This window comes from Halobacteriovorax sp. GFR8 (genome assembly GCF_050955245.1).
Lineage (GTDB): Bacteria > Bdellovibrionota > Bacteriovoracia > Bacteriovoracales > Bacteriovoracaceae > Halobacteriovorax_A.
The window spans coordinates 2,815,853-2,838,123 of record NZ_JBPBLR010000002.1 but is presented as its reverse complement, the minus strand read 5'-3'; the positions used below and the strand labels follow the sequence as shown (position 1 = coordinate 2,838,123).

19 protein-coding genes are annotated in these 22,271 nt (G+C 36.2%); 17 read left to right on the top strand and 2 right to left on the bottom strand.

Annotated features, from left to right (window positions below):
* The first annotated feature begins 37 nt into the window (after positions 1-37).
* From ACRXC1_RS14195 to ACRXC1_RS14160, 8 genes are all read left to right on the top strand, one after another.
* The gene (locus ACRXC1_RS14195; RefSeq protein WP_433659748.1) at positions 38-2,050 is read left to right on the top strand and encodes a chemotaxis protein CheA; all 2,013 of its coding nucleotides are present in this window, start codon (positions 38-40) and stop codon (positions 2,048-2,050) included.
* A gap of 30 nt (positions 2,051-2,080) precedes the next feature.
* Positions 2,081-2,548, top strand: coding sequence for a chemotaxis protein CheW (locus ACRXC1_RS14190; RefSeq protein WP_392910562.1), 468 nt, complete (start codon positions 2,081-2,083; stop codon positions 2,546-2,548).
* A 34-nt stretch (positions 2,549-2,582) separates the two neighbouring features.
* Positions 2,583-4,688 carry a methyl-accepting chemotaxis protein gene (locus tag ACRXC1_RS14185; RefSeq protein WP_433659745.1) on the top strand — a complete coding sequence of 702 codons (2,106 nt, stop codon included), beginning with the start codon at positions 2,583-2,585 and terminating at the stop codon, positions 4,686-4,688.
* 31 nt (positions 4,689-4,719) lie between these two features.
* Positions 4,720-6,603: a chemotaxis-specific protein-glutamate methyltransferase CheB gene (cheB, locus tag ACRXC1_RS14180; RefSeq protein WP_433659743.1), complete on the top strand. Its 1,884-nt coding sequence runs from the start codon at positions 4,720-4,722 to the stop codon at positions 6,601-6,603.
* 27 nt (positions 6,604-6,630) lie between these two features.
* Positions 6,631-8,289, top strand: a complete 1,659-nt coding sequence (locus tag ACRXC1_RS14175) for a HAMP domain-containing methyl-accepting chemotaxis protein (protein WP_433659741.1) — start codon at positions 6,631-6,633, stop codon at positions 8,287-8,289.
* A gap of 118 nt (positions 8,290-8,407) precedes the next feature.
* Positions 8,408-9,073 carry a succinate dehydrogenase cytochrome b subunit gene (locus ACRXC1_RS14170; RefSeq protein WP_433659739.1) on the top strand — a complete coding sequence of 222 codons (666 nt, stop codon included), beginning with the start codon at positions 8,408-8,410 and terminating at the stop codon, positions 9,071-9,073.
* Positions 9,073-10,980 carry a fumarate reductase/succinate dehydrogenase flavoprotein subunit gene (locus ACRXC1_RS14165; protein WP_433659737.1) on the top strand — a complete coding sequence of 636 codons (1,908 nt, stop codon included), beginning with the start codon at positions 9,073-9,075 and terminating at the stop codon, positions 10,978-10,980. The genes ACRXC1_RS14170 and ACRXC1_RS14165 overlap by 1 nt, the downstream gene beginning before the upstream one ends.
* 6 nt (positions 10,981-10,986) lie before the next feature.
* Positions 10,987-11,730, top strand: coding sequence for a succinate dehydrogenase/fumarate reductase iron-sulfur subunit (locus tag ACRXC1_RS14160; protein ID WP_433659735.1), 744 nt, complete (start codon positions 10,987-10,989; stop codon positions 11,728-11,730).
* Here ACRXC1_RS14160 and ACRXC1_RS14155 read toward each other — a convergent pair.
* A complete protein-coding gene (locus ACRXC1_RS14155) occupies positions 11,722-13,134 on the bottom strand; it encodes an anion permease (protein WP_433659733.1) in 1,413 nt (470 codons plus the stop codon). The two genes, ACRXC1_RS14160 and ACRXC1_RS14155, sit on opposite strands and share 9 nt — an antisense overlap.
* 85 nt (positions 13,135-13,219) lie before the next feature.
* Here ACRXC1_RS14155 and ACRXC1_RS14150 point away from each other — a divergent pair, with 85 nt between their 5' ends.
* Together ACRXC1_RS14150 and ACRXC1_RS14145 are read left to right on the top strand one after the other, a co-directional pair.
* The gene (locus ACRXC1_RS14150) at positions 13,220-13,546 is read left to right on the top strand and encodes a DOPA 4,5-dioxygenase family protein (protein ID WP_433659731.1); all 327 of its coding nucleotides are present in this window, start codon (positions 13,220-13,222) and stop codon (positions 13,544-13,546) included.
* 130 nt (positions 13,547-13,676) lie between these two features.
* On the top strand, positions 13,677-14,162 hold the full coding sequence (locus ACRXC1_RS14145) for a hemerythrin domain-containing protein (RefSeq protein ID WP_433659729.1): 486 nt from the start codon (positions 13,677-13,679) through the stop codon (positions 14,160-14,162).
* Here the strand turns inward: ACRXC1_RS14145 and ACRXC1_RS14140 are convergent.
* A complete protein-coding gene (locus ACRXC1_RS14140) occupies positions 14,159-15,037 on the bottom strand; it encodes a LysR family transcriptional regulator (RefSeq protein ID WP_433659727.1) in 879 nt (292 codons plus the stop codon). The two genes, ACRXC1_RS14145 and ACRXC1_RS14140, sit on opposite strands and share 4 nt — an antisense overlap.
* Before the next feature lie 95 nt (positions 15,038-15,132).
* Here ACRXC1_RS14140 and ACRXC1_RS14135 point away from each other — a divergent pair, with 95 nt between their 5' ends.
* From ACRXC1_RS14135 to ACRXC1_RS14105, 7 genes are all read left to right on the top strand, one after another.
* Positions 15,133-16,248 (top strand): S-(hydroxymethyl)glutathione dehydrogenase/class III alcohol dehydrogenase, encoded by a 1,116-nt coding sequence (locus ACRXC1_RS14135; RefSeq protein WP_392910539.1) that lies wholly within the window; start codon positions 15,133-15,135, stop codon positions 16,246-16,248.
* A 7-nt stretch (positions 16,249-16,255) separates the two neighbouring features.
* Entirely contained in the window at positions 16,256-17,077 is an 822-nt protein-coding gene (gene fghA, locus ACRXC1_RS14130) for an S-formylglutathione hydrolase (protein WP_433659725.1), read from the top strand.
* Between the two features lie 85 nt (positions 17,078-17,162).
* Positions 17,163-18,503 carry an MBL fold metallo-hydrolase RNA specificity domain-containing protein gene (locus ACRXC1_RS14125; protein ID WP_433659723.1) on the top strand — a complete coding sequence of 447 codons (1,341 nt, stop codon included), beginning with the start codon at positions 17,163-17,165 and terminating at the stop codon, positions 18,501-18,503.
* On the top strand, positions 18,503-19,063 hold the full coding sequence (locus tag ACRXC1_RS14120; RefSeq protein ID WP_433659721.1) for an AAA family ATPase: 561 nt from the start codon (positions 18,503-18,505) through the stop codon (positions 19,061-19,063). The genes ACRXC1_RS14125 and ACRXC1_RS14120 overlap by 1 nt, the downstream gene beginning before the upstream one ends.
* Complete coding sequence (locus ACRXC1_RS14115; protein ID WP_433659719.1) at positions 19,063-19,266, top strand: hypothetical protein; 204 nt, start codon at positions 19,063-19,065, stop codon at positions 19,264-19,266. Before ACRXC1_RS14120 ends, ACRXC1_RS14115 begins: the two co-directional genes overlap by 1 nt.
* Positions 19,267-19,320: 54 nt before the next feature.
* Positions 19,321-19,911, top strand: a complete 591-nt coding sequence (locus ACRXC1_RS14110) for a restriction endonuclease (RefSeq protein WP_433659925.1) — start codon at positions 19,321-19,323, stop codon at positions 19,909-19,911.
* A 148-nt stretch (positions 19,912-20,059) separates the two neighbouring features.
* The gene (locus ACRXC1_RS14105) at positions 20,060-22,165 is read left to right on the top strand and encodes a hypothetical protein (RefSeq protein ID WP_433659717.1); all 2,106 of its coding nucleotides are present in this window, start codon (positions 20,060-20,062) and stop codon (positions 22,163-22,165) included.
* Positions 22,166-22,271 lie beyond the last annotated feature (106 nt).

Sequence of the window (22,271 nt, the reverse complement as noted above, 5' to 3'; positions counted from 1 at the left end):
AATGAAGAGATATTAACACAAAAGACAAGATGTGATTATGGATGAGTTTGAATTAGAATTAAAGATGGATTTCCTAGAAGAAGCAGTACAGCTTCTTGAAGACTGTGAGGAATCTTTCCTAGAATTAGAATCTGGTGTCGATAATACAGATGAGCATATTGATAAAATCTTTCGTCTAGCTCACAACTTAAAGGGAACATCAAGAGCAGTTGAGTTTAGTGATGTTGCAGAGTTTACTCATGAAATGGAGGAACTAATCCTTAAGGTGAAAAAGGGTGAAGTTGAAATCTGTGCTGATGTTATTGATGTTTTCCTCAAGTGTTCTGACCATTTAAATAATATGATCTCTACTCTTAGAGATGATATAGATGCTAAGTTTAATTCAGACGATATTATTCAGTTAATTAAAGATGTCTCTAGTGCTGACGTTGAGCACGATGATCTTAGAATATCAAATATTCCTGATGAAGCAGAGTTTGAAGCTAATGCGTACGAGGAAGAAGAGGAAGAAAGTAGTGAAGACGATTTTGAAGATCAGGAACTACAAGGCATCCTTGATAATGAGGACGCAGTAAGTTTTGAAGAAGAAGTTGTTGCTGAATCTCGTCCTAGCGAATCAGATATCAGTGACCTCGATCGTATGCTATATGGAGAGTCTTTTGATTCAACAGAAGAAGCTAAGCCTGTTGAAGTAGCCGCTGTTACTACAGATGCGCCAAATGATCTTGATGCTCTAATGAATGAAACGGCTTCTCCAAAAGAAGTCCCAGTGGCAGACAATGTTGTAAGTTTAGAAGCTGTTGCAAAAAAAGAAGAAAAGAAACCTGTCGTTGCAGCTCCAAAAAAGCCAGTAAAACCAGAAGAGACAATTCGTATTGGTATTAGTCGTGTTGAAAAGCTTAATAACTATGTTGGAGAGCTTGTTATTCTACAAACTGTACTTAGTGAATGTAATGATCTCGTAGCTGATGAGCATGTTAGAAAAAGTGTAAGTCATTTATCAAAGATTACCAAAGAAATTCAAGATATTTCAATGAAGATGAGAATGGTTCCGCTTAAGACAACATTCTCAAAACTTCAAAGAATTGTAAGAGATACTTCAAAAGCACTTGGTAAGAAAGTTAATCTTACTATTGTTGGAGAAGAGACAGAGGTTGATAAAAATATTCTTGAGCAACTTTCAGATCCTTTAGTACACATCGTACGAAATGCTGTTGACCACGGGCTTGAAAAAAGTGTTGAGGATAGAAAAGCAGTAGGGAAGTCCGATGCTGGAGAGATTCAAATTAAGGCATATCACGAAGGTAATAGTCTTGTTATCGAAGTCGTTGATGATGGTAAAGGAATTGATCCTGATATTATTAAGAATAAGGCCATTGAAAAAGGCGTAATTAAAAATGCTGATAAGTTAAGTGATCAAGATGCGATTAACTTAATTTTTGCTCCAGGTTTTTCAACAAAAGAGGCGGTAAGTGAGATTTCTGGCCGAGGAGTTGGAATGGATGTTGTTAAGAAGAATATCCAAGATATTTCGGGAGCTGTTGAAGTTAAATCTGAAGTAGGCTCAGGTTCTGCTTTTAGAATTAAGCTTCCTCTGACAATGGCAATTATCGAAGGAATGGTGACAAGAGTTAGTGAAGAAAACTATGTGGTACCACTTAATTTAGTTCACGAAACAGTTTCTGTTACAGAAGAAAATTATAAAAAAGTAAATAATGTTGGTGGCTGTATTGTTTTAAGAGGACAAGTCCTACCAGCATTTAGGCTAAGTAAACTTTTGAAACATAATGTTAAAGAACCTTCAGTAAATGAAATCGCTCTTGTTGTAAGAACAGAAGATATGGATTTTGCAATTGTGGTCGATGATGTTCTAAGACGTCAACAAGTTGTTATCAAGAGTCTTGGAAATGATATTAAAAATACTCAAGGGTTTATGGGGAGTTCGATTCTTGGTAATGGACGACCTGCCTTAATCTTAGACTTAAAAGAACTTGTTGTTAATAAAGTGAGTAAAACGAAAGGCCAAAGATCAGTAAGTAACGCGGCATAAATTAATTATATAACTTGATGTGGGGATAATATGGAAAATGAAACAACTGATGTAACAAAAAGATATCTAGAGTTTAAACTTGGAGATGAGCACTACGCAATCCCTCTTCTGCAAGTAAGAGAGCTAATCTCTGTTCCTGAAACAACTAATGTACCTTTTAGTCCAAGCTATTATGTAGGGATTATGAATCTGCGTGGACAGGTAATTTCAATTATTGATCTACGTACTCGTCTTGGAGTCAAGCCAGCTGAATCAAATGAAGAAGCAGTTATTATTGTCGAATTTGGACAGCTATGCCTTGGAATCGTTGTCGATAATATCTGTAAAGTTCTTTCAGTAGATGAAGAACAAATCCAAGAAGTAGCTTCAGTTGAAACAAAAAAACGTGATCGTCTTAATAGAGTATACCGCAATAACGAGGCATTAATTCAGCTAGTTGACCTAGAGTCAATTTTAAATATCGACGAGATTAATGGCCTTGTAAAGAAAGCTGCTTAATAGAGACGGGTGCTTAAAGCACCGGGGGAAAATAATGAAACAGACAAAAATGTCAATGAACAAAAAAACGATTCTGAGTTTCCTTGGTATCTTTGCTATGTTTGGTATTGGTGTAAGTATTTCAATCTATTCATATTATGGACTAGTTGAAAACTTGAAGAATACTGTACAAGTGGATCTTCAATTAAAGGATTCTATGAGGACATTTGCTGCAAATCTTGGTGAGCAAATATCAAATGAAAAAGAATACGTTATTTCGCAAGACTCGGCATCCGTAAAGCGCTTTCTCGAAATTGATAAGGTTAATAATGAAGTATATGAAAAAATGAAGGCAATGGATGTTGATTACTCTGATGAAATTGGCTGGGAAGAGCTTTCAAAAAGTTATAAAGAACACTTCCAAAATTTTAGTCATACGCGTGAGGCATTGAAAGTAGAAGGAGATTCTAAGAATGGTCTTAGAGGAGAACTTCGTAGTTATGCACATGATATTGAAAACAAGATAAAGAAGTATGATTTAAATCCTAGCTTTATGATTTCTTTATTAAATCTTCGTCGTCATGAAAAAGATTTTCTTTTAAGAAGAACTAAGAAGTATGTTGATAAAGCATACTCTGAGGCTGGAAAAATAAAGAAAGAATTAATTGCAAGAAAGTATAAGCAGTATGTCTATAACGATGTCATAAAATCTGTTGATGATTACACTCGAACTTTCGATAAATTATATTCTAACCAGCAAAAGCTAGAGAATTATTCTCGAATAGCAGTGGTTGGGACAAGAAATATTTTTAAGATGATTCAAGAGAATGTTGATCTAGTAGATAGAAAAACACAAGAAAAAATTGAAGCAAGTACAGCGTTAGAAGAAAAAATTACTTTCTATATTCCAATTCTATTCGCTATTATTGCAGCATTTGCATATGGATTCCAATATAACTTTTCTAAATCAATTAAGAAAATTATTGGGCTTAGTGAACGTCTACGTGATTCTTCACAAGTTACTGCAAAATCTTCAACAAATATGAGTATGGCCTCATCTAAAGTGTCATCATCTGTAACTCAGCAGGCGAGTGCTATTCAAGAAACAGTAGCGACTCTTAATGAGATTACTGCGATGGTAAATAAGAGTGTTGAGAATGCTAAGATATCAAGTCAAAAGGCAGATGAGTCTCAACGTGTTGCCCTACAAGGGAAGAGTGCTGTTAATGAGATGGTTGAGGCCATTGGACAAATTAATGGTAATAACGAAGATATTATGAAAGAGATGAATCGTAATAACGAGGAAATCGTAAAGATTGTTGATGTTATTAATGAAATCTCTGAAAAGACTAAAGTTATCAACGATATCGTATTCCAAACAAAACTCCTATCTTTTAACGCTTCTGTAGAGGCTGCGAGAGCAGGTGAGCATGGTAAGGGATTTGCAGTTGTTGCTGAGGAAGTCGGAAACCTTGCTCAAATGAGTGGTAATGCTGCGCTTGAAATTGAAGAACTACTTGGTGGTTCAATTAAAAAAGTTCAGTCAATCGTTGATGAAACTCAAGTAAATGTAAAAAGACTAATTTCTGAAGCACAGACAAGTATTACTAAAGGTGTAGATGTCTCTGAGAATTGTGGGAAGATCTTAGATAGTGTTGTTGAAAATGTTGATGCTGTAACAAAAATGATGACTGAGATTTCAACTGCTTCTGAAGAGCAAGCTGAAGGGATTAATAATATTTCGGACGCAATGAATGAGCTTGATGAAGTAACACATACTAACTCGACAATTGCACAAGAAACTTCTGGTTTTGCAGAGAGCTTATCAGAGCAAACGTCAATCCTTAATGGGATTGTTGAAGAGCTAGAGAGTGAGGTCTTAGGTAAGATTCAAAACCTTTCTGCAGATAGAAGTGCATTAATCGATTCTATATCATCGACACCAGTGAAGTCACATACCGTAACTAAGAAAGAGGTTGTTGAAGACTTTCCTGTCTTTGAAAAGACTCCTATTGCTGAAGTTGTAAAACACGAACCTGCTAAGGTCGTGGCGAAGGCTGAGCCAGTGGTTGATGATATGGGCTTTGATGATCCGGTATTAGAAGTAGATTCTGATGAATACCCAAGTGAGAACGATACTAGGTTTGATAAGGCCGTTTAAAAATAATTAATTTAAATTAGGATGAGATTGAATGAGTAATCTTGCTAGAAGTTATATTGAAATAGCTCAAATGATGTCACAGGAGACAGGGACACACTTTACAGCGCAAAATGATGCAATGGTAAAGTCCCGTATTGACAAGAGAATTGTCGAGCTTCGTTTAAAAGATGCTGATGAGTACTTAACGTTAATTAAATCTCCCGGAAGTCAGGAAAAGAGTGAGCTAATATCGCTTTTAACAACGCATTACACATTCTTTATGAGAGAAAAAAATCAATTTGATTTTATCATCAAGTCTCTCCCTAAGATTGTTGAACGTGTAAAGAATAGTGGTCGTGATACATTAAAGATTTGGTGTGCAGCCTGTAGCAAGGGTGATGAAGTTTATAGTCTTGCTATGATTCTTAAAAAACATCTAAAAGAGATTGACCCTAGCTTTAAATTTGAAATTATCGCAACAGATATTTGTGAAAAATCAATTAAACACGCAAAGAAAGGTGTTTATTACTGGAAAGAACTTCAGAAGGTTCCTAAAGAATATCTCGAAGGTAACTGGTATCGCGGAAGCGGTGAGATCGCACCTTTTGTTAAAGTCAGTGATGAGCTTAAAAAATTTTGTAAATTTAAGGTTCATAATTTAATAGAGCAAAATAGTCCTGAGTATCGTGACAAATACGACCTGATTCTATGTCGTAATGTTTTTATCTACTTCAATGAAGAACAAATTGATAAAGTCATTAAAAAGTTCTCAAACTGTGTCACAAATAAGGGATACCTTTTAATTGGGATTTCTGAAACGCTAAGACGTCATGAAGGATTCCAAAGTCTTGGCCAATCAATTTACTTTAAGACAAATCATGAAACAAAAAGAAGCCTTAAAGTTAAAGAAGCTCAGGTAAAGAAAATTCTAATTATTGATGACTCTGGTACTGTAAGAAAGTTAATTAAGAAGTGTCTTACTGGTGATCCAGGTTATGAAGTCGTTGGAGAAGCTGTCGACGGGCAAGACGGATTAGAGAAAATTAAAGAACTTAAGCCTGATGTTATTACCTTAGATATTAATATGCCAAAAATGAGCGGACATGACGTTCTTAAAAATCTTCCAAAGGATCAATCTCTACAAGCGATTATGATTAGCTCTGTTAGTAAGAGTGATGGTGATATTGTTATGCGATGTCTTGAAGATGGTGCATTTGATTATTTAAAGAAGCCATCCTTCGATGATATTTTTAAATTTAAGAAGGCCTTATTGGAAAAAATTGATCTTGCTTATAATAGTATAGTTAAGTCTAAGAGACAAAAGCTCACAAGCTGGGTTGGGGCAAATAATTTTGACTTCTCGGGAAGTCAGTTAATTACAATTGGTGCCTCAACTGGAGGGACGGAAGCAATTAAGCAGCTATTAATGCGTTTTCCAAAAGAGTTTCCACCAGTTCTTATTGTTCAACATATACCTCCAGTATTTTCTACAGCATTTGCTAATCGTTTAAATGAGCTATGTCCGTTTGACGTTGTCGAGGCAACAGACGGTGAAGAGGTTAAGCACAATACTGTCTATATTGCTCCAGGTGGAATTCATATGGGAGTAGTTGGAAAGAGTAAATTAATGATCAAGTTAGATAGTGAAACTCCGATATATTCTGGACACCGTCCAAGTGTTGACTACCTATTCGAAAATCTTGCCCAACTTAAAGGGCATCGAGTAACAGCAGCACTTTTAACGGGAATGGGTGCAGATGGGGCCAAGGGGCTTCTTAAGTTGAAAGAGAATGATACTTTCACTATTACACAAGACGAAGAAAGTTCGGTTGTTTATGGAATGCCAAAGAAAGCATTTGAATTAGGTGCTTCATGTATTTCACTGCCGCTGGATAAGATTACTGAGCAAATCTTAACAAGGGTTGCGAAGAAATAGAAACTTGAGGGAGTTTGAGGGTTATTTATGAAAGGACAATGGACAATTAAGAAACAATTGATTGCTTTGTCAGCTACTATGCTTACGATACAGCTGATTATTGCATTTGTTGGTTATCAATCTTTAACATCAGTGAAGTCTCACTTGTATACAGTGTTTTCAAAAAGACTTCCAAGTATCAACAGTCTAGTACAAGCTGATCGTGATTTTCAACAGATGCTAGTGGCCGAAAGGACATTACTTTTAGAGGGATTATCAGCTAAGCAAAGAAAATCTTTGGCCGATGACTACTTTACTAATAAGCAACAAGTTGTTGATCGTTTTAAAAAATATACTGTCTTAGGTGACTCACCTAAAGAAATTGAAATCTCTAAGAAGTTTAATGAGGGTTTAGAAGCATTTGAAAAGACGGCCGCAGATAAGTTCCCTCTAGATAAAGAAGGAAATCTTCGTAAGTTCTCTAAAACAGAGCTTATTAAGAATTCATTAGGTCCAGTAAACTCTAAGTTTGAAGGAGCTAGAGATAGCCTTGATCAACTTCAAGAGTTAATCCTTGGAATGGGTGATGAAGAATTTAAAGAAGCAGATGAAACTTATTCTGATTCGATTTTCTTGATGTCGATTATTTCAATTATTAGTTTATTTGGTTCTGTTGGGATTTGTATCTTTATGGCAAGACGAATTGATGGCCGTATCAATAATATCGTTGAGTCAATTTCAAAAGAAGGACAAAACTTGGAGAATGTTTCAAATACATTTAAAAATAAGTCAGTCGCGCTAAGTTCTATTTCTGAACAACTTTCTGCGGCCGCTACAGAAACATCAAGTTCTTTACATGAGATCTCTCAAATGATTAAGAGTAATACTGATGGTTCTAATAATGTTGCTTCTTTAATCCAGAAAAGCCAAGAGTTAGTAACTGATGGTGTAAAGTCTTTAGGTGACTTGGGGCGCGGTGTTAAAGATGTCGATAATAGTACAACAGCACTGGCAAATACAGTTGAGAAAAGTAATAGTGAATTAAATGAGATTGTTAAAGTATTTGAAGAGATCAATGTTAAAACTCAAGTTATCAATGATATCGTTTTTCAAACGAAGCTACTTTCGTTTAACGCCTCTGTAGAAGCAGCAAGAGCTGGTGAAAATGGTAAAGGCTTCTCTGTTGTAGCAGAAGAAGTTGGTAACCTTGCTAAGATGAGTGGTGAATCTGCTGATGAAATTTCAAAACTACTTGTGGATAGTCTCAAGAAGGTAACAGATATTGTTGATATCTCAAGTAGGGATGTTAATGAGTCTTTAAATATGAGTAGAGATAAAATTAATAAAAGTGTTGAGATCAGTAATCAGTGCCAAGAAGTGTTTACTCAGGTGCTAAGAAATTTTGATGAAGTTTCAGCAAACTCTAATGAAGTTGCTAATGCTTCAAAAGAACAGCTGATTGGTGTTGAAGAAGTGAGTAAGGCGATGCAAGAAATCTCAAGTTCTGCAAGCTTAACAAGTCAATCAGCACATGACTTGAATGCTGCCTCAACTGAGTTAAGCCAAGCTGTTAATCATATTGGTAATGATATTTCTGATTTAAAAGGATTAATTATTGCTCAGATCAAGTCTGCGAGACGTGCAGTTAATAATGTCATTAATTTTAATAAGACGAAAAGAGAAACTGAGTCAAAGAAAGCAGCATAAAAAAATAATTAGCTTAAAAAGAAGAAGGGCACTTTTTAGTGCCCTTTTTTTTAACCATATTTTATCTAGGTTTTATGAACTCTCTATTTTATAATTAATGTAAAGAAGGGATGTTTGTATGTTGTTTTTTAGAAAGTATATCTTAGCAGTTACTGGGCTATTCTTGTGCCTATTCTTAATCATTCATCTCTGCGGAAATTTAATACTCTTATTACCACAAGAAAATGCACATTCTTTGTATAATCTTTATTCTCATACTTTGGCAGATAATATTTTTATAAAGGCCGTCTCATTTATTCTTTACTTTGCTATTGCTCTTCATACCTATATGGCCATTGTTATTACCTTAAAGAATTCTCGTTCTCAGGGTGTGGAGTATTCTTTTAAGGATAATAGAGAAGTCTCAACTTGGACCTCTCAGAATATGGGCTTTTTAGGATTTTTCATTTTATTATTTATTGTTATCCACATGGCAAATTTCTGGGCCAAAATTAAATTTGGTCTTGGGGGAAGTGTTTATAATGACACAAATGGATATAAAGATGTTTACTTATTAACGACATCATTATTTAGGAATCCATTCTATGTAATTTTCTATTGTGCTTTAATGGTTCCGTTAGGAGCGCATTTAAATCATGGAATATCAAGTGCCTTCAAAACACTTGGCTTTTATCGTTTAAGACATATTCGTATAATAGACTCTTGCGCAAAGATATTCTCATTCTTTATCACAATTGGATTTGTCGTCATTCCCCTTGTTGTCTTTATTAGGGAGGTTATGTAATGCTAAATTCTAAAGTCCCTAAAGGAAATTTAAAAGAGAAGTGGTCCAATTATCAAGCTGAGAGTAAGCTTCTTAATCCTGCAAATCGAAAAAAAGTCTCAATCATTGTTGTCGGCTCAGGTTTGGCCGGGGCAGGAGCAGCCGCTACTCTAGGTGAACTTGGTTATAATGTTGATTGCTTCTGTTATCAAGATTCTGCTCGTCGTGCACACTCTGTTGCAGCACAAGGTGGAGTAAATGCAGCAAAGAATTATCAACATGATGGTGATAGTGTTTGGAGAATGTTCTACGATACTTTAAAAGGTGGTGACTTTCGATCTCGAGAGGCCAATGTCTATCGACTCGCAGAATTGTCAGCTCCTCTTATTGACCACTTTACCCAACAAGGTGTTCCCTTTGCGAGGGAATATGGTGGTGTTTTGACGAATCGAAGTTTTGGTGGAGTCCAAGTTCAACGAACATTCTATGCCAGAGGTCAAACTGGTCAACAGCTACTCTTAGCTGCATATTCTCAACTTTCGAAAATGGTTAAAGCAGGAAATGTTAAAATGTATCCACGTACCGAGATGCTTGATCTCGTTGTCATCGATGGAAAGGCCAAAGGGATTATTACTAGAAATTTAGAATCAGGTGAAATTAAGAAGTTTATGGCAAATGCTGTTGTTCTCGCAACTGGAGGCTACTCTCGAGTTTTTAGACTTTCTACTCTTGCCATTGGTTGTAATGGTTCTGCTATATGGGCCGCTCACAAGAAAGGTGCTTTCTTTGCAGCTCCAAGCTTTACACAAATCCATCCTACTGCCTTACCACAGTCTAGTGAATTACAATCTAAACTTACTCTTATGTCAGAGTCCTTACGAAATGATGGACGAATTTGGGTTCCAAAAAAAGCAGGAGATAGTCGAGAGGCAAATGATATTCCAGAAGAGGAGAGAGATTATTACTTAGAAAGAAAGTATCCAAGTTTTGGAAATTTAGCACCGAGAGATATTTCTTCTCGTTCCGCGAAGGAGCAGATTGATGCTGGTCACGGAGTTGGTGCCTTAAAGAATGCTGTTTATTTAGATTTTAAGCATGCTATTGAAAAACTCGGAGTTGAAGTTATTAAAGACCGCTATGGTAACCTTTTTCAGATGTATGAGAAGATTACAGGTATCAATGCTTATAAAGAACCGATGAAAATCTCTCCTGCTGCGCACTTTTCAATGGGAGGACTATGGGTTGATTATGAATTAATGACAACTATCCCTGGCCTCTATGCAGTAGGGGAATGCAACTATTCAGATCATGGCGCAAACCGTCTCGGAGCAAATTCATTATTACAAGCGAGTATTGACGGCTACTTCATTCTGCCAAATACAATCAATAATTACCTTGCAGATGAGATGAAGTGTGAGCAGCCAGATATTTCTCATGATGAGTTTGATCGTTGTATCGAGAAGGCATCAGAAAGAATTAAGAAACTACTGATGATTGATGGAGTTAAAACTGTTGATCATTATCACAGAGAGCTCGGGAAAATAATGTGGCAAGAGTGTGCCATGAGTAGAAACCGTAGTGGTTTAGAAAAAGCAATTTCTCAAATCAGAAATTTAAAAGAAGAATTTTGGAAGAATGTTAAAGTAACTGGTGCTAATGAAGAGCTAAATCCAGAGCTAGAAAAGGCGCTACGCTTGGCCGACTTTATTGAACTTGGTGAACTCATGTGTGTGGATGCCCTTCAAAGGGAAGAGTCATGTGGCGCTCACTTTAGGGAAGAGTTTCAAAGCCCTGATGGTGAAGCAGTTCGCAATGATGAAGACTATAGTTATGTATCCGCTTGGGAATATAATGATGGCGAATATCAACTGCACCGTGAAGAACTAGAGTTTGAATATATACAACCAACGATTAGATCATATAAGTAGGTAATAATGAGAGTGATTTTTAAGATTTGGCGACAAGAAAACTCAAAATCAGAAGGACAATTTATCGAGTATGAGCTTGATAACGTTACTGAAGATATGTCCTTTTTAGAGGCCCTCGATATGTTAAATGAAAATCTCGTTTTAAAAGGTGAGAAGGTTATTGCATATGATTATGATTGTCGTGAGGGAATCTGTGGCCAATGTGGAGTATTTATCAATGGGAGAGCTCATGGCCCACATGCTAATACCACAACTTGCCAACTACATATGAGAAGTTTCACTGATGATGAAGTAATTGTTGTTGAGCCTTGGAGAGCTAAGTCATTTCCAGTTGTAAAGGACTTAGTTGTCGATAGAAGTGCTCTTGATCGTATTATTGAAAGTGGTGGTTATATCACTGCAAAAACAGGAACAGCTCCTGAGGCCAATTCGATTTTAATTGGAAAAGAAGTTGCAGATCTATCAATGGATTCGGCCGCTTGTATTGGGTGTGGTGCTTGCATTGCAACTTGTAAGAATTCATCCGCAGCTCTTTTTACCTCAGCGAAGTTAACTCACCTAAACCTTCTTCCTCAGGGAAAGGTTGAAGAAGGTCGAAGAACTCTAGAAATGACGAGACAAATGGAGTTAGAAGACTTTGGTCACTGCTCTTTTACTGGTGCATGTGAGATTGAATGTCCTGAAGGAATTTCAATCTCAAATATTGCGAGGATGAATTTTAATTTGTTAAAAGCTAAGATTTTAAAATAGTCCAAGTAACTTCCACCAAGCACCGCCAATAATCATCCAGATTAAAATATTTATGATGGAAATTAGAAATCCCATCTTCCACCAATCTGATAGTTCTACATAACCGGAGCCAAAGAAGACAGGAGCTGGTCCCGATCCGTAGTGTGTTAGTGAACCAAAGAGATTTGAGAAAAATCCTAGTGTGATGGCCATTAGATATGGAGGCACACCTACTTGCACTCCGACTCCTATAAAGACAGCGGCCATCGCTGTTACGTGTGCTGTGGCCGAAGCAAAGAAGTAATGAGAGTAGAAGTAAATCCCTGCTAAGATAGGAAAGGCAAGAGTCCAAGTGAGGGCCGACACTTCCATTGCCACGTACTTACTAAACCAGGGGACAAAGCCAAACTTATTTAAGTAGTCGGCCATCATGACAAGAACACCAAACCAAATAAGCGTATCCCAAGCTCCTTTTTCTGACTTGATATCATCCCAATTCAAAACGCCCGTAATAAGAAGAATTGATAGTCCCCCAAAGGCCGTTGTTGTTGCATTTATTTTCAATGTGCTGCCCAAGATCCAAAATGTGATAAGGAAAATAAAAGTCGCTATCATAATCCATTCTTGTTTGCTCATACGTCCCATTTCTTCAAGTTTCATTTTCGCTATTTCTTGTGCACCAGGAGTTTCTTTTATAGTTGGTGGATAAACAAAGTAGATCGCTAGAGGAACAATAATTAAGGAAACAACACCTGGGACAATCGCCGCGAGGGCCCAACCTCCCCATGTTATTTTAACTCCATTATCTGCGGCAAATTGTTGGATAAGTGGATTGGCCGCCATTGAAGTGATAAACATTGCAGATGTCACCATACAAACTTGAAAGCAACTAAGTGTTAAGTAGTGCCCGATTTTACGGTTGGTAGGATCATTGGGTTTTGAATCATAACTGAGGCTAAGTGACTTCATAATCGGAAAAATAATTCCACCGCCTCTTGCTGTATTCGACGGTGTTGCAGGAGCAAGGATTAAATCACTAATTGCTAGGCCATAAGCAAGACCTAGTGTTCTTCTACCGAGCAGGTAGACGAAGTAATAGGCAATACGAGAACCTAGTCCTGTTTTAACAAAACCTTGTGCAATAAAAAATGCCGTAACTATTAACCAAATAGTACTATTGGAAAAGCCTGTAAGGGCCTCTCCCTTTATCTTAAGTGTCTGTGTCAGTAGGCCTATTGAAAGTCCAGCTATACACATCGATCCCATGGGCATGGCCTTAATGATAATTCCTAAAATCGTACTTAAGAAAATGGCAAAGAGGTGCCATGCTTTTGGATCAAGGCCCTCCGGTATCGGCCGAGTCCAAATGAATGCACCAATTGCAATAACACAAATAAGCCTAATGATTTTTACTTCATATTTCATGATAGCTTTCCCTTTTAAATAAATTAATTTTAATGGTGATAATGAGAATGTTGCAATTTAAGAAAAAATTTAAGAAGATGCGCTCATGGAAATTACATCATATCACGCACATTTATATTACGATGAATCGACTTATGAGAAGGCCTTACTGGTTATTGAGAAAGCTAGGACTTTAGATTATGTACAAGTTGGTAGAGCACACCAAAAAGAAGTCGGCCCACATCCGCGTTGGAGCTGTCAGTTTCTTTTTGCCGCAGATAAATTAAATGAGATGATTCCTTGGTTACTTGAGAATAGAGAGGACTTAACTGTTTTCACACATGCTAATACGGGAAATGATTATCTTGATCATACTCAAAATACTCTTTGGATGGGTGAGATCCTAGATCTTAAATTAGATATCTTTAAGTAAGTCAAGACAGCACTAAATACGAGAAGTTGATTTATGTCATAAAAACACAAAGCTGATGTAGATCATGTTGCGCTCCGCGTAGGTTGCTATACTTATCAGAAGTTTAGTTATTACTGCAGGGGTAAAGTAAGTGAGTAAAGTTTCAATTTTTAAAGAGCAAGTTGATAAACTTGTTTCTTTTCATCAACAAATTCGTACAGAATTTAAAAGTCTAATTATTTTATCGCAGGCCGTAGGGGAATCTTCAAAAGATAGACCAGGTGCACCTCGTGGGATCTCAGAATTTTTATTAAGGTTTTGGATAACTCTTGAAGCAGATATGCAAAATGAAGAAAGGTATATTTTCCCTTTGATACTTAGGGAAAATTGTAGTGATGCATATGAGTATATTAAGGAAATGACTCAAGAGCATATGGAACAAGAAGAAGAGCTTAGAGGCTTGATTAAAATGGTACAGGAGTATGAGCTTCAAGATGAGACTTGTCCTGAGTGGGAAGGTCTTTATAAGAAAGTAAGGAAGGCCGTTGATAATCTTTGTAGGCATATGAATTACGAAAATGAAGTTATGTATTCATTTCTTTCACATTACGAAAATAGAAATGGTGCAGCTGTTTAAAAAAGTACAACACCAAATTCTTGAAGAATCAATTTCACAGTAGGTGAAATTGATTTCTTTGATGGCATTACTGCCCAAATTGGAATTGACTGATTTGTGTATTCACTAAGTAAAGGCAATAGAGTCTTATTTCTAATATGATCTAAAACATAGACACCTGGAAGCTTACAAATGCCTAGGCCCTGTAAGGCTGCATTCATTTGAGCACGTCCATTAGAACTCTTAAAATTTCCCTTAACTTTAATACTTTCTTTTTGGCCATCACTTGAAAATTGCCAACTATCATTATTACCAATAAGGCAATTATGGGAATTAAGGTCCTTTGGCTTCTTTGGCTGCCCAAATTTATTTATGTAATTTGGTGAAGCACAAACAAATTCCTTACGATCAGCGATTTGAATAGCAAATCCCTTATTTGGCTTTTTAGAAGTTACTCGAATGGCAAGATCAAACTCATGTGAGGTAATATCGATTAACTCTGTAGAAAAAACTAATTCGGCTTCGATGCCAGGATGCTTCATCATAATATTTGAGATAATCGGAGCAATAATATCTTCTCCATATGCACCGGCCAAAGAGATTCTTATTTTATCTTTAGTCGCCTCAAAGCTTTCTTTAGATTGCTTAGTAAATCTTTCTATTTCTTGGATATGATTCGCACAAATTTCAAAGTAATTTTTACCAAAGTCAGTAAAGTCGATAAAGCGTGTATTTCTCTTAAGCAGTGGTTGTCCTAGCTTGTCCTCAAGTTCTTTAACTGCCTTGCTTAAATGTGAACGTGAAACATTTAAAGCATCAGCTGCTTTTGTAAATGATCGATATTGTGCAACTTTTATAAAACTATAGATATGACTTAGGTCTTTGATTGTTTCCATATGTAAACAATTTGTCGAATAACGTCACAATTGTCAACAATCTAAAATGGGCCTAAAATAGATCAATTAATTAACAAATACCGGAGGTACTAAATATGAAAGTAAAAGCAGCTGTTGCTTGGGGACCAAATGAGCCACTTAAAATTGAAGAAGTCGATCTAGAGGGACCAAAAAAAGGTGAAGTTCTAGTTAAGATGCATGCTACTGGTGTATGTCATACTGATGCATTTACTCTCTCAGGGGCCGACCCTGAAGGTCTATTTCCTGTTATCCTCGGTCACGAAGGTGGCGGTGTTGTTGTTGAAGTAGGTGAAGGTGTAACAAGTGTTGAAGTAGGTGACCACGTTATCCCTCTATACACAGCAGAATGTGGTGAGTGTAAGATGTGTAAGTCTGGAAAGACAAACCTGTGTTCATCTGTTCGTGAAACTCAAGGTAGAGGACTTATGCCAGATGGGACAAGCCGTTTCTCTAAAGATGGAAAAATGATCCATCACTATATGGGAACTTCTACTTTTGCCGAGTACACAGTTGTTGCTGAAGTATCTCTTGCTAAAGTAAGTAAAGAAGCTCCGCTTGATAAAGTATGTCTACTTGGTTGTGGTGTAACGACTGGTATTGGTGCCGTTTTCAACACTGCAAAAGTTGAAGAGGGTGCAACAATTGCTGTTTTTGGTATGGGAGGAATTGGTCTGTCTGTTCTTCAAGGTGCAAAAATGGCAAAAGCTGGCAGAATTATCGCTATCGACATAAATGACGATAAAAAAGACATGGCCATGAAATTTGGTGCAACAGATTTCATTAATCCAAAAAATTACGATAAGCCGATTCAAGAAGTTATTGTTGAACTAACTGACGGTGGAGTTGATTATTCATTCGAGTGTGTTGGTAATGTTAATTTAATGAGATCGGCCCTCGAGTGCTGTCATAAAGGCTGGGGAGAGTCAATTATTATTGGTGTTGCCGGAGCTGGACAAGAAATCAGTACTCGTCCATTTCAACTCGTAACTGGACGTGTTTGGCGTGGAAGTGCTTTTGGTGGCGTAAAAGGAAGAACAGAGCTTCCTGGATATGTTGATCGTTATATGTCTGGTGAAATTAACCTAGATGATCTTGTAACATTTAAGTTACCATTAGAAGAGATTAATAAAGCTTTTGATCTCATGCATGAAGGGAAGGCGATTAGAACGGTAATTGATTATTCAATGTAGGTTTAATATGAAATTTGAAAAATTAAAATCACATAAATCATTTGGTGGGGAGACGGCTTTTTGTCTCCACACTTCAAAGATGACAAAGACAGATATGAAGTTTTCATACTTCAAACCTGCTACTGACAAAATCGACAATATAATTATCTGGTTATCAGGTCTTACATGTACGGAAGAGAACTTTATTACAAAAGCTGGAGCACAAGCTTATCTTGCTGATAGTAAGACTATGATTGTTTGTCCAGATACTTCTCCTCGTGGACTTGATCTACCTGGAGAGCATGACAGTTATGACTTTGGTTCAGGTGCAGGATTCTATCTCAATGCAACGACAGAAGGTTATAAAGATCATTATAAGATGTATGAATATATCGTTAGTGAATTTATACCAATGCTTAAGGAATCTTTTGGAGATGTGAAGCTTTCTATTACTGGTCATTCGATGGGAGGACATGGTGCACTGGTTATTGGCCTAAATAACCCAGAGTTATTTCATGCTATCTCTGCATTTTCTCCAATTGTTAACCCTACTCAAGTTCCTTGGGGAAAGAAAGCTTTTACAGGCTACCTCGGGGATAACGAAGAAGATTGGAAGCAATACGATGCTTGTGAATTAATTAGAAGTGGGAAAACTCACTCTAAGAAGATCCTAATAGAACAAGGTCTTGCAGATGAGTTCTTTGAAGAGCAGTTAAGAACAAAGAATTTTGAAGACGTTTGCGCTGATTTTAATCAGGAATTGATTGTTAATTATCGTGAAGGTTATGATCATAGTTATTATTTCATCGCTTCCTTTATTAAAGACCACTTAAAACACTTAATTTCTTAAGATATTATTTTAACAAAGGGCCTGCGGGCCCTTTTTTGTTTACTTTAGTTATGAATTTGAGTGAATTGTCGATATAATTATCCTCATGGATAAAATGAAACTAAGATTCTATGGCGCGACATCTACTGTCACTGGTTCAAAAACCTTCTTAACAATTAATGGTAAGAATATTCTTATTGATAGTGGAATGTTTCAAGGTGGAAAAGACTCTAATCAATTAAATAGTAAGCTTCCTAACTTTAATATTACGGAAGTTGATTCGATTTTTCTTACTCATGCCCATTATGATCACTCTGGCTATCTCCCTGTATTAGTAAAAAATGGATTCAGTGGAAAGATATATTGTACTGAAGTGACAAAGAGGATTGTTGAAATAATTCTACGTGATTCAGCTAATATTCAAGAAAATGATTTTAAAGAAAAGAAAATAGGTGCAATTCTTTACGACTTAGATGATGTCGATAAGACGATGACTCACTTTAGAGTAGTTGAGCAGGGTCAATGGTTAGGTGAAGACTTTCGCTATATCTTTGAAGAAGCTGGCCATATCTTAGGGGCGAGTAGCATTACTTTTGATAATGGTGAGTCTAAGATTTGTTTTTCTGGCGATGTTGGACGTAAGGATGATTTAATTCATTTGCCACCACATAAGAAAACAGAAGCTGACTATTTAGTTATTGAATCAACTTATGGAGATCGTCTTCATAAGAAAGAAGATACGCAACTGGTGCTAAAAAAACATATAAAAAGAATCATTTCGACACAAGGTGTGCTCTTGATTCCTGCCTTTGCAGTGGCCCGAACACAAGTCATTATCTATGAGCTATTTGAGCTTTTTGAAAAGTATCCTGAAATTGAAATTCCTATCTATCTCGATACTCCAATGGGAATACGTGTGACTAGGCTCTATATGCAAGAAGCTGAGAAATTAAAAGTTGATTCAAAGCGCTTTATTGATGCCATGAAGAAGGTTCGTTTTGTTGAATATAGTAGTGATTCAAAAAAATTAGCACGTGCAAAAAAACCATTTATCTTAATAAGCTCATCGGGAATGATTAGCGGTGGTAAAATTTTAAAATATATGGATATGTACGCAAAGCATGAAAATAACACTGTTCTTATTACTGGGTTTCAAGGTGAGGGAACGATAGGGCGTAAACTTGTTGATGATGAAAGAGAAATCTATCTCTTAGGTCACACGATGAATGTTAGAGCACATATTGAAAAATTAGAGTCAGTTTCGGCCCATGCTGATCGTGATGAATTAATAGATTATATTAAAAGCTCGGGTACTAGTCTAAAGAAGATTTTTGTCAATCACGGTGAAGAGCCTGTTGTCGAAAATTTTGTAAAGACTATTCAAGAGAGTTTAGGTTTTGAGGCCATCAATGTGGAAGATGGTATCGATTATATTTTGGGGGAATAATGAAAATTGTTGTGACTGGCGGTCCCGGTGGCGGAAAAACTACTGCACTAGATCTATTCAAAAGAGAGTTATTTGAAGATATTGTTGTTGTTCCTGAGGCTGCAACTTCTGTTTTTCAAAGTGGTGTTACAAGAGATAAACGACCTGAAGTTATAAAAGATATTCAAAAGATGATCTATGATTATCAAGTGAATTTAGAATCGATATATGAGAAGCAGAATCCTGATAAGATCCTACTATGTGACCGTGGAACTCTCGATGGGATGGCCTATTGGCCAGATGAATGTGAATCTTTCTTTGACAAGATCAATTCTACTTATGACCATGAGCTAAGTCGTTATGATGCCGTTATCTTTTTTGAAACAGGTGCAAACTCTGGTGGTGATATTACTAGTAATAATATCTATCGTAGTGAAACTAATCGTCAGGCAATTGAGTTGGATCATAAGTTAAAAGAGATTTGGTCAGTACATCCAAATTTTTACTTTGTTGATAGCAAGAAGTCATTTATGGATAAAATTATAAGTGGCGTTGAGATCTTAAAAGCAGTTGTTAAATAATGAAAAGCACGAAAAAGAGCAAGAAGGCTAAGAAATTAAAATATATCGTTCAAAAAGTTAACCGTAGCTTTGAGGAATTTGATAAGAAAAAGTTTAAGCGAAGCTTAGAGGCAGCAGGGGTTTCAGAAGAAGCAACTCAAGAAATTGTAAAAGAAATTTCAGAAGAGCTTGATCCATTTTCAACAACAAACGTTATTCATTAAAAGACATATCGTGCTTTAAAGAGGAGGTCAAAGTTAGATGCTGCCAATTATAATATTAAAAGGGCCATCTATAAATTAGGGCCGACAGGTTATCCTTTTGAAATTCTTTGTGCTGAAATGTTAAAGTCAAAAGGTTACAAAACTAAAGTTTCTGTTATTAAGAAAGGTAAGTTTGTTAGCCATGAAGTTGATGTTGTTGCAACTAGGCCTGACGGTGATATTTACTGTGAATGTAAATTTCATAATCGAAAGTATTACAAAAATGATGTGAAGATACCTCTCTATGTTCATGCCCGCTACTTAGATATTAAAGAAGCTAATCCTGGCTTGAATTTTAAATATGCTTTAATTTCAAATACACAATTCTCAGAAGATGCAATTAAGTATGCTAAGGGTGTTGACCTACTACTCTTTTCAATGAATTACCCAAAAAAGAATACGTTTTGTCATTTAATCCAGCGTTATCGAATTTATCCTATTACTGTCTTGTCGACACTAAGAGCACGTGAAAAAAAGCAACTCTTAGACAAGGGGATTGTCATTATTAAACATATTAATAAGGCGTGTCTGAAGGCATTGAACCTAAATGATAGCGAAATTCGAAAAGTCCTCAAGGAAGTTAAAGTTCTCATGAGCAAAGAGTAATCCTCTTATTTAATTCAGTTAAGTATCTAGAAGTACGTGATTTTAGCTATTTGTCTTTAGTAATAATTACAGCATAATCCTTATTTTCTAATTATCGTTCATAAAAATGGCATAATCACGCCATGCGTAATTCTGGAGGAAGATAATTATGAAAAGAGTAATGTCTACATTTCTGTCATCACTTTTATTGCTTACATCAGTTAGTGCAACGGCCGGTGATTTTGAGAATTATGTAAAAACTTTAAAGTATAGCAAGCTCGATTCGAAGCTTGGTGGAGATATTAAGGAGATTGTTACTCGTAATAAGCTCCCGCTTACACGTCCAGAATTTTGTCCCTTAAATAATACTCGCTCTTATGAAGAAGCACTAAGTAGCTTAAAGGCAATCGTTACAGTTTTCAAAGATGATTGTTTTGATGGTAATGAGTCTTTAATAGAGCAAGTTCTTAATAGTTCAAATGAACTTGAAGAGGAATTAAATAAGTTAAAGGAAGAACAGGGGAAAGAAACAGTTGATATTATCCCTTCTTCTGATGAAGTTGATATTAATGGTATTCCTCTTATGCAGGTTATGAATGGTGTAAACACTCTCTTTTCAAATAATAAGTGTTCAAGCCTTGATCGAACTTCTTTCTTAGAACGCTCAGCTGATGTCATTCAGACTTTTTCACAATTTGGTTTATATTCTCCATCTGGTGTAACTGTTGCTTATGGTGGTTTAGCAGTAGCCTCAATTCTAAGATTTGTTAATAATATTTTTAATGATCGTTTCCAATTTGAAAACGAAGAGGATATCAATACTTTCGTAAAACTTAATTGTGCCTACTATGATGTTAGAAACCAAGTAAAAGCACTTGAAGTTTTTGATATTGATACTGACAGACATTATACTGATAAAGAAATATCAAAGGCGCTAGTTGCTCAAGTGAAGAAAGAGCTAGAGTCACTAAAGAAGGCTAAAGACAGTGTTGAAGTAGAGTTTGAAAAGATTAAAGAAGCTGAAGTTGCAAAGGTTGATGCTGATGTTGAGAAGCTGATTGCCGGTCTTTATGAAAAAATGAAAAGTCCTCTTTCTGATAAGCCGGGTAAATCTGCTACGTACCAACAAGCTGAAATCCTTGGAGAGCTTGCTTACTCTAAGCCACTGCTAGAAGAGTACTTAGATGAATATATTGCAGAGTCTCAAGGCGCAGACCGTTTCTTAAATATGCTATTTAAACAGAAACTAAGTAAGCTGGACAATGCAATGGAGCTAATGGAGTTGAGTGTAAAGGATTTTAATCAGCAATTCCTTGCTGATATGGCCAGCTCATTTAACCGAGTTCTAAACAATATTGAAGAAAAGAGAAAAAAGGCCCGTGATAATTTTGATGATACTTATATGATTTCACTTGGTGAAGAAAATATCTCAGTTAAAGAGTATAAAGAACTTCTAAAGAGTGATGATCTTAAAAAGAGAGAGAAGGGAATTACTGACGCTTATAATGCAATTGCAGAAGTTGATAATCGTTTAGCTGCTATTATCGCAAAGAAAGAATATTCTTCAGTGGATTCAAAAGATGGTGATCTTAGAGAAATTATTAAGTCACTTGATGTTGTTCGTAATCACGTTTATGGAAAATACGGACGTGAGTTTCTAGATAAGATGAGAAGTCTTTCAGAAGAACAAAATAAAAACTTTAATCAAAAGTATAAAGATTTAGAAAAGAATTACGAAATCACTAAGTCTGGTGATTCAGCTGATCTTGGCGAAGATGCACAATTAAATGCTTGTGTTGATGTACAGACAACGAGAGAAATTTGGGTTTATGCTCAAAAGCTTTCGGAATTAGGTTATGACTTTATTGCGACAAATAACGATATCTTTGGTGATGCAGACAATGCTGATAGAAAGAGAATCAAGTCACACAATGATTCGGCCATCCTTGCTCGTCGTATTATCACAGCAAGAAACTACCTAAAGAAGATTGCAATGCAAAGAGAGCTTGGCCGTGAAGATGTTGAAGTAGAAGGAAAGAAATACTCTCTTACTGAAGCAGAAGGTGTTGTTCGTAATATTGAGTTCTATGGGAAAAGCCTAACGCTAGAAGAAGCACAAGACTACCTTGATAATAAATTTGGCCAAAAGGGCCTAAGAGGGGACCGACTTGGTCAGATTATGATGGAAATCATCAATAATCGTGACAAAACAGTTGGGCTTCAGAAGTTTTATAAAGTCCATAAGTGTTCAAACCTTTCAACAATTTCAAGATAATTAGAGGCCAGCATTAGCTGGCCTTTTTATGTGTATTTTATTTAGACCTCATTGTCTAATCACTCATTCATGCTATAAGTCCGAAATATTATATAAATTTAATTAA

Excerpts from the sequence above, each read along its gene's own strand:
- ACRXC1_RS14115 (WP_433659719.1), top strand. The coding sequence starts at position 19,063 with ATGAAAAGCACGAAAAAGAGCAAGAAGGCTAAGAAATTAAAATATATC.
- ACRXC1_RS14140 (WP_433659727.1), bottom strand. The coding sequence starts at position 15,037 with ATGGAAACAATCAAAGACCTAAGTCATATCTATAGTTTTATAAAAGTT.
- ACRXC1_RS14190 (WP_392910562.1), top strand. The coding sequence starts at position 2,081 with ATGGAAAATGAAACAACTGATGTAACAAAAAGATATCTAGAGTTTAAA.
- fghA (WP_433659725.1), top strand. The coding sequence starts at position 16,256 with ATGAAATTTGAAAAATTAAAATCACATAAATCATTTGGTGGGGAGACG.
- ACRXC1_RS14165 (WP_433659737.1), top strand. The coding sequence starts at position 9,073 with ATGCTAAATTCTAAAGTCCCTAAAGGAAATTTAAAAGAGAAGTGGTCC.
- ACRXC1_RS14125 (WP_433659723.1), top strand. The coding sequence starts at position 17,163 with ATGGATAAAATGAAACTAAGATTCTATGGCGCGACATCTACTGTCACT.
- ACRXC1_RS14175 (WP_433659741.1), top strand. The coding sequence starts at position 6,631 with ATGAAAGGACAATGGACAATTAAGAAACAATTGATTGCTTTGTCAGCT.
- ACRXC1_RS14105 (WP_433659717.1), top strand. The coding sequence starts at position 20,060 with ATGAAAAGAGTAATGTCTACATTTCTGTCATCACTTTTATTGCTTACA.
- ACRXC1_RS14185 (WP_433659745.1), top strand. The coding sequence starts at position 2,583 with ATGAAACAGACAAAAATGTCAATGAACAAAAAAACGATTCTGAGTTTC.
- ACRXC1_RS14120 (WP_433659721.1), top strand. The coding sequence starts at position 18,503 with ATGAAAATTGTTGTGACTGGCGGTCCCGGTGGCGGAAAAACTACTGCA.
- ACRXC1_RS14135 (WP_392910539.1), top strand. The coding sequence starts at position 15,133 with ATGAAAGTAAAAGCAGCTGTTGCTTGGGGACCAAATGAGCCACTTAAA.
- ACRXC1_RS14150 (WP_433659731.1), top strand. The coding sequence starts at position 13,220 with ATGGAAATTACATCATATCACGCACATTTATATTACGATGAATCGACT.
- ACRXC1_RS14155 (WP_433659733.1), bottom strand. The coding sequence starts at position 13,134 with ATGAAATATGAAGTAAAAATCATTAGGCTTATTTGTGTTATTGCAATT.
- ACRXC1_RS14160 (WP_433659735.1), top strand. The coding sequence starts at position 10,987 with ATGAGAGTGATTTTTAAGATTTGGCGACAAGAAAACTCAAAATCAGAA.
- cheB (WP_433659743.1), top strand. The coding sequence starts at position 4,720 with ATGAGTAATCTTGCTAGAAGTTATATTGAAATAGCTCAAATGATGTCA.
- ACRXC1_RS14195 (WP_433659748.1), top strand. The coding sequence starts at position 38 with ATGGATGAGTTTGAATTAGAATTAAAGATGGATTTCCTAGAAGAAGCA.
- ACRXC1_RS14170 (WP_433659739.1), top strand. The coding sequence starts at position 8,408 with ATGTTGTTTTTTAGAAAGTATATCTTAGCAGTTACTGGGCTATTCTTG.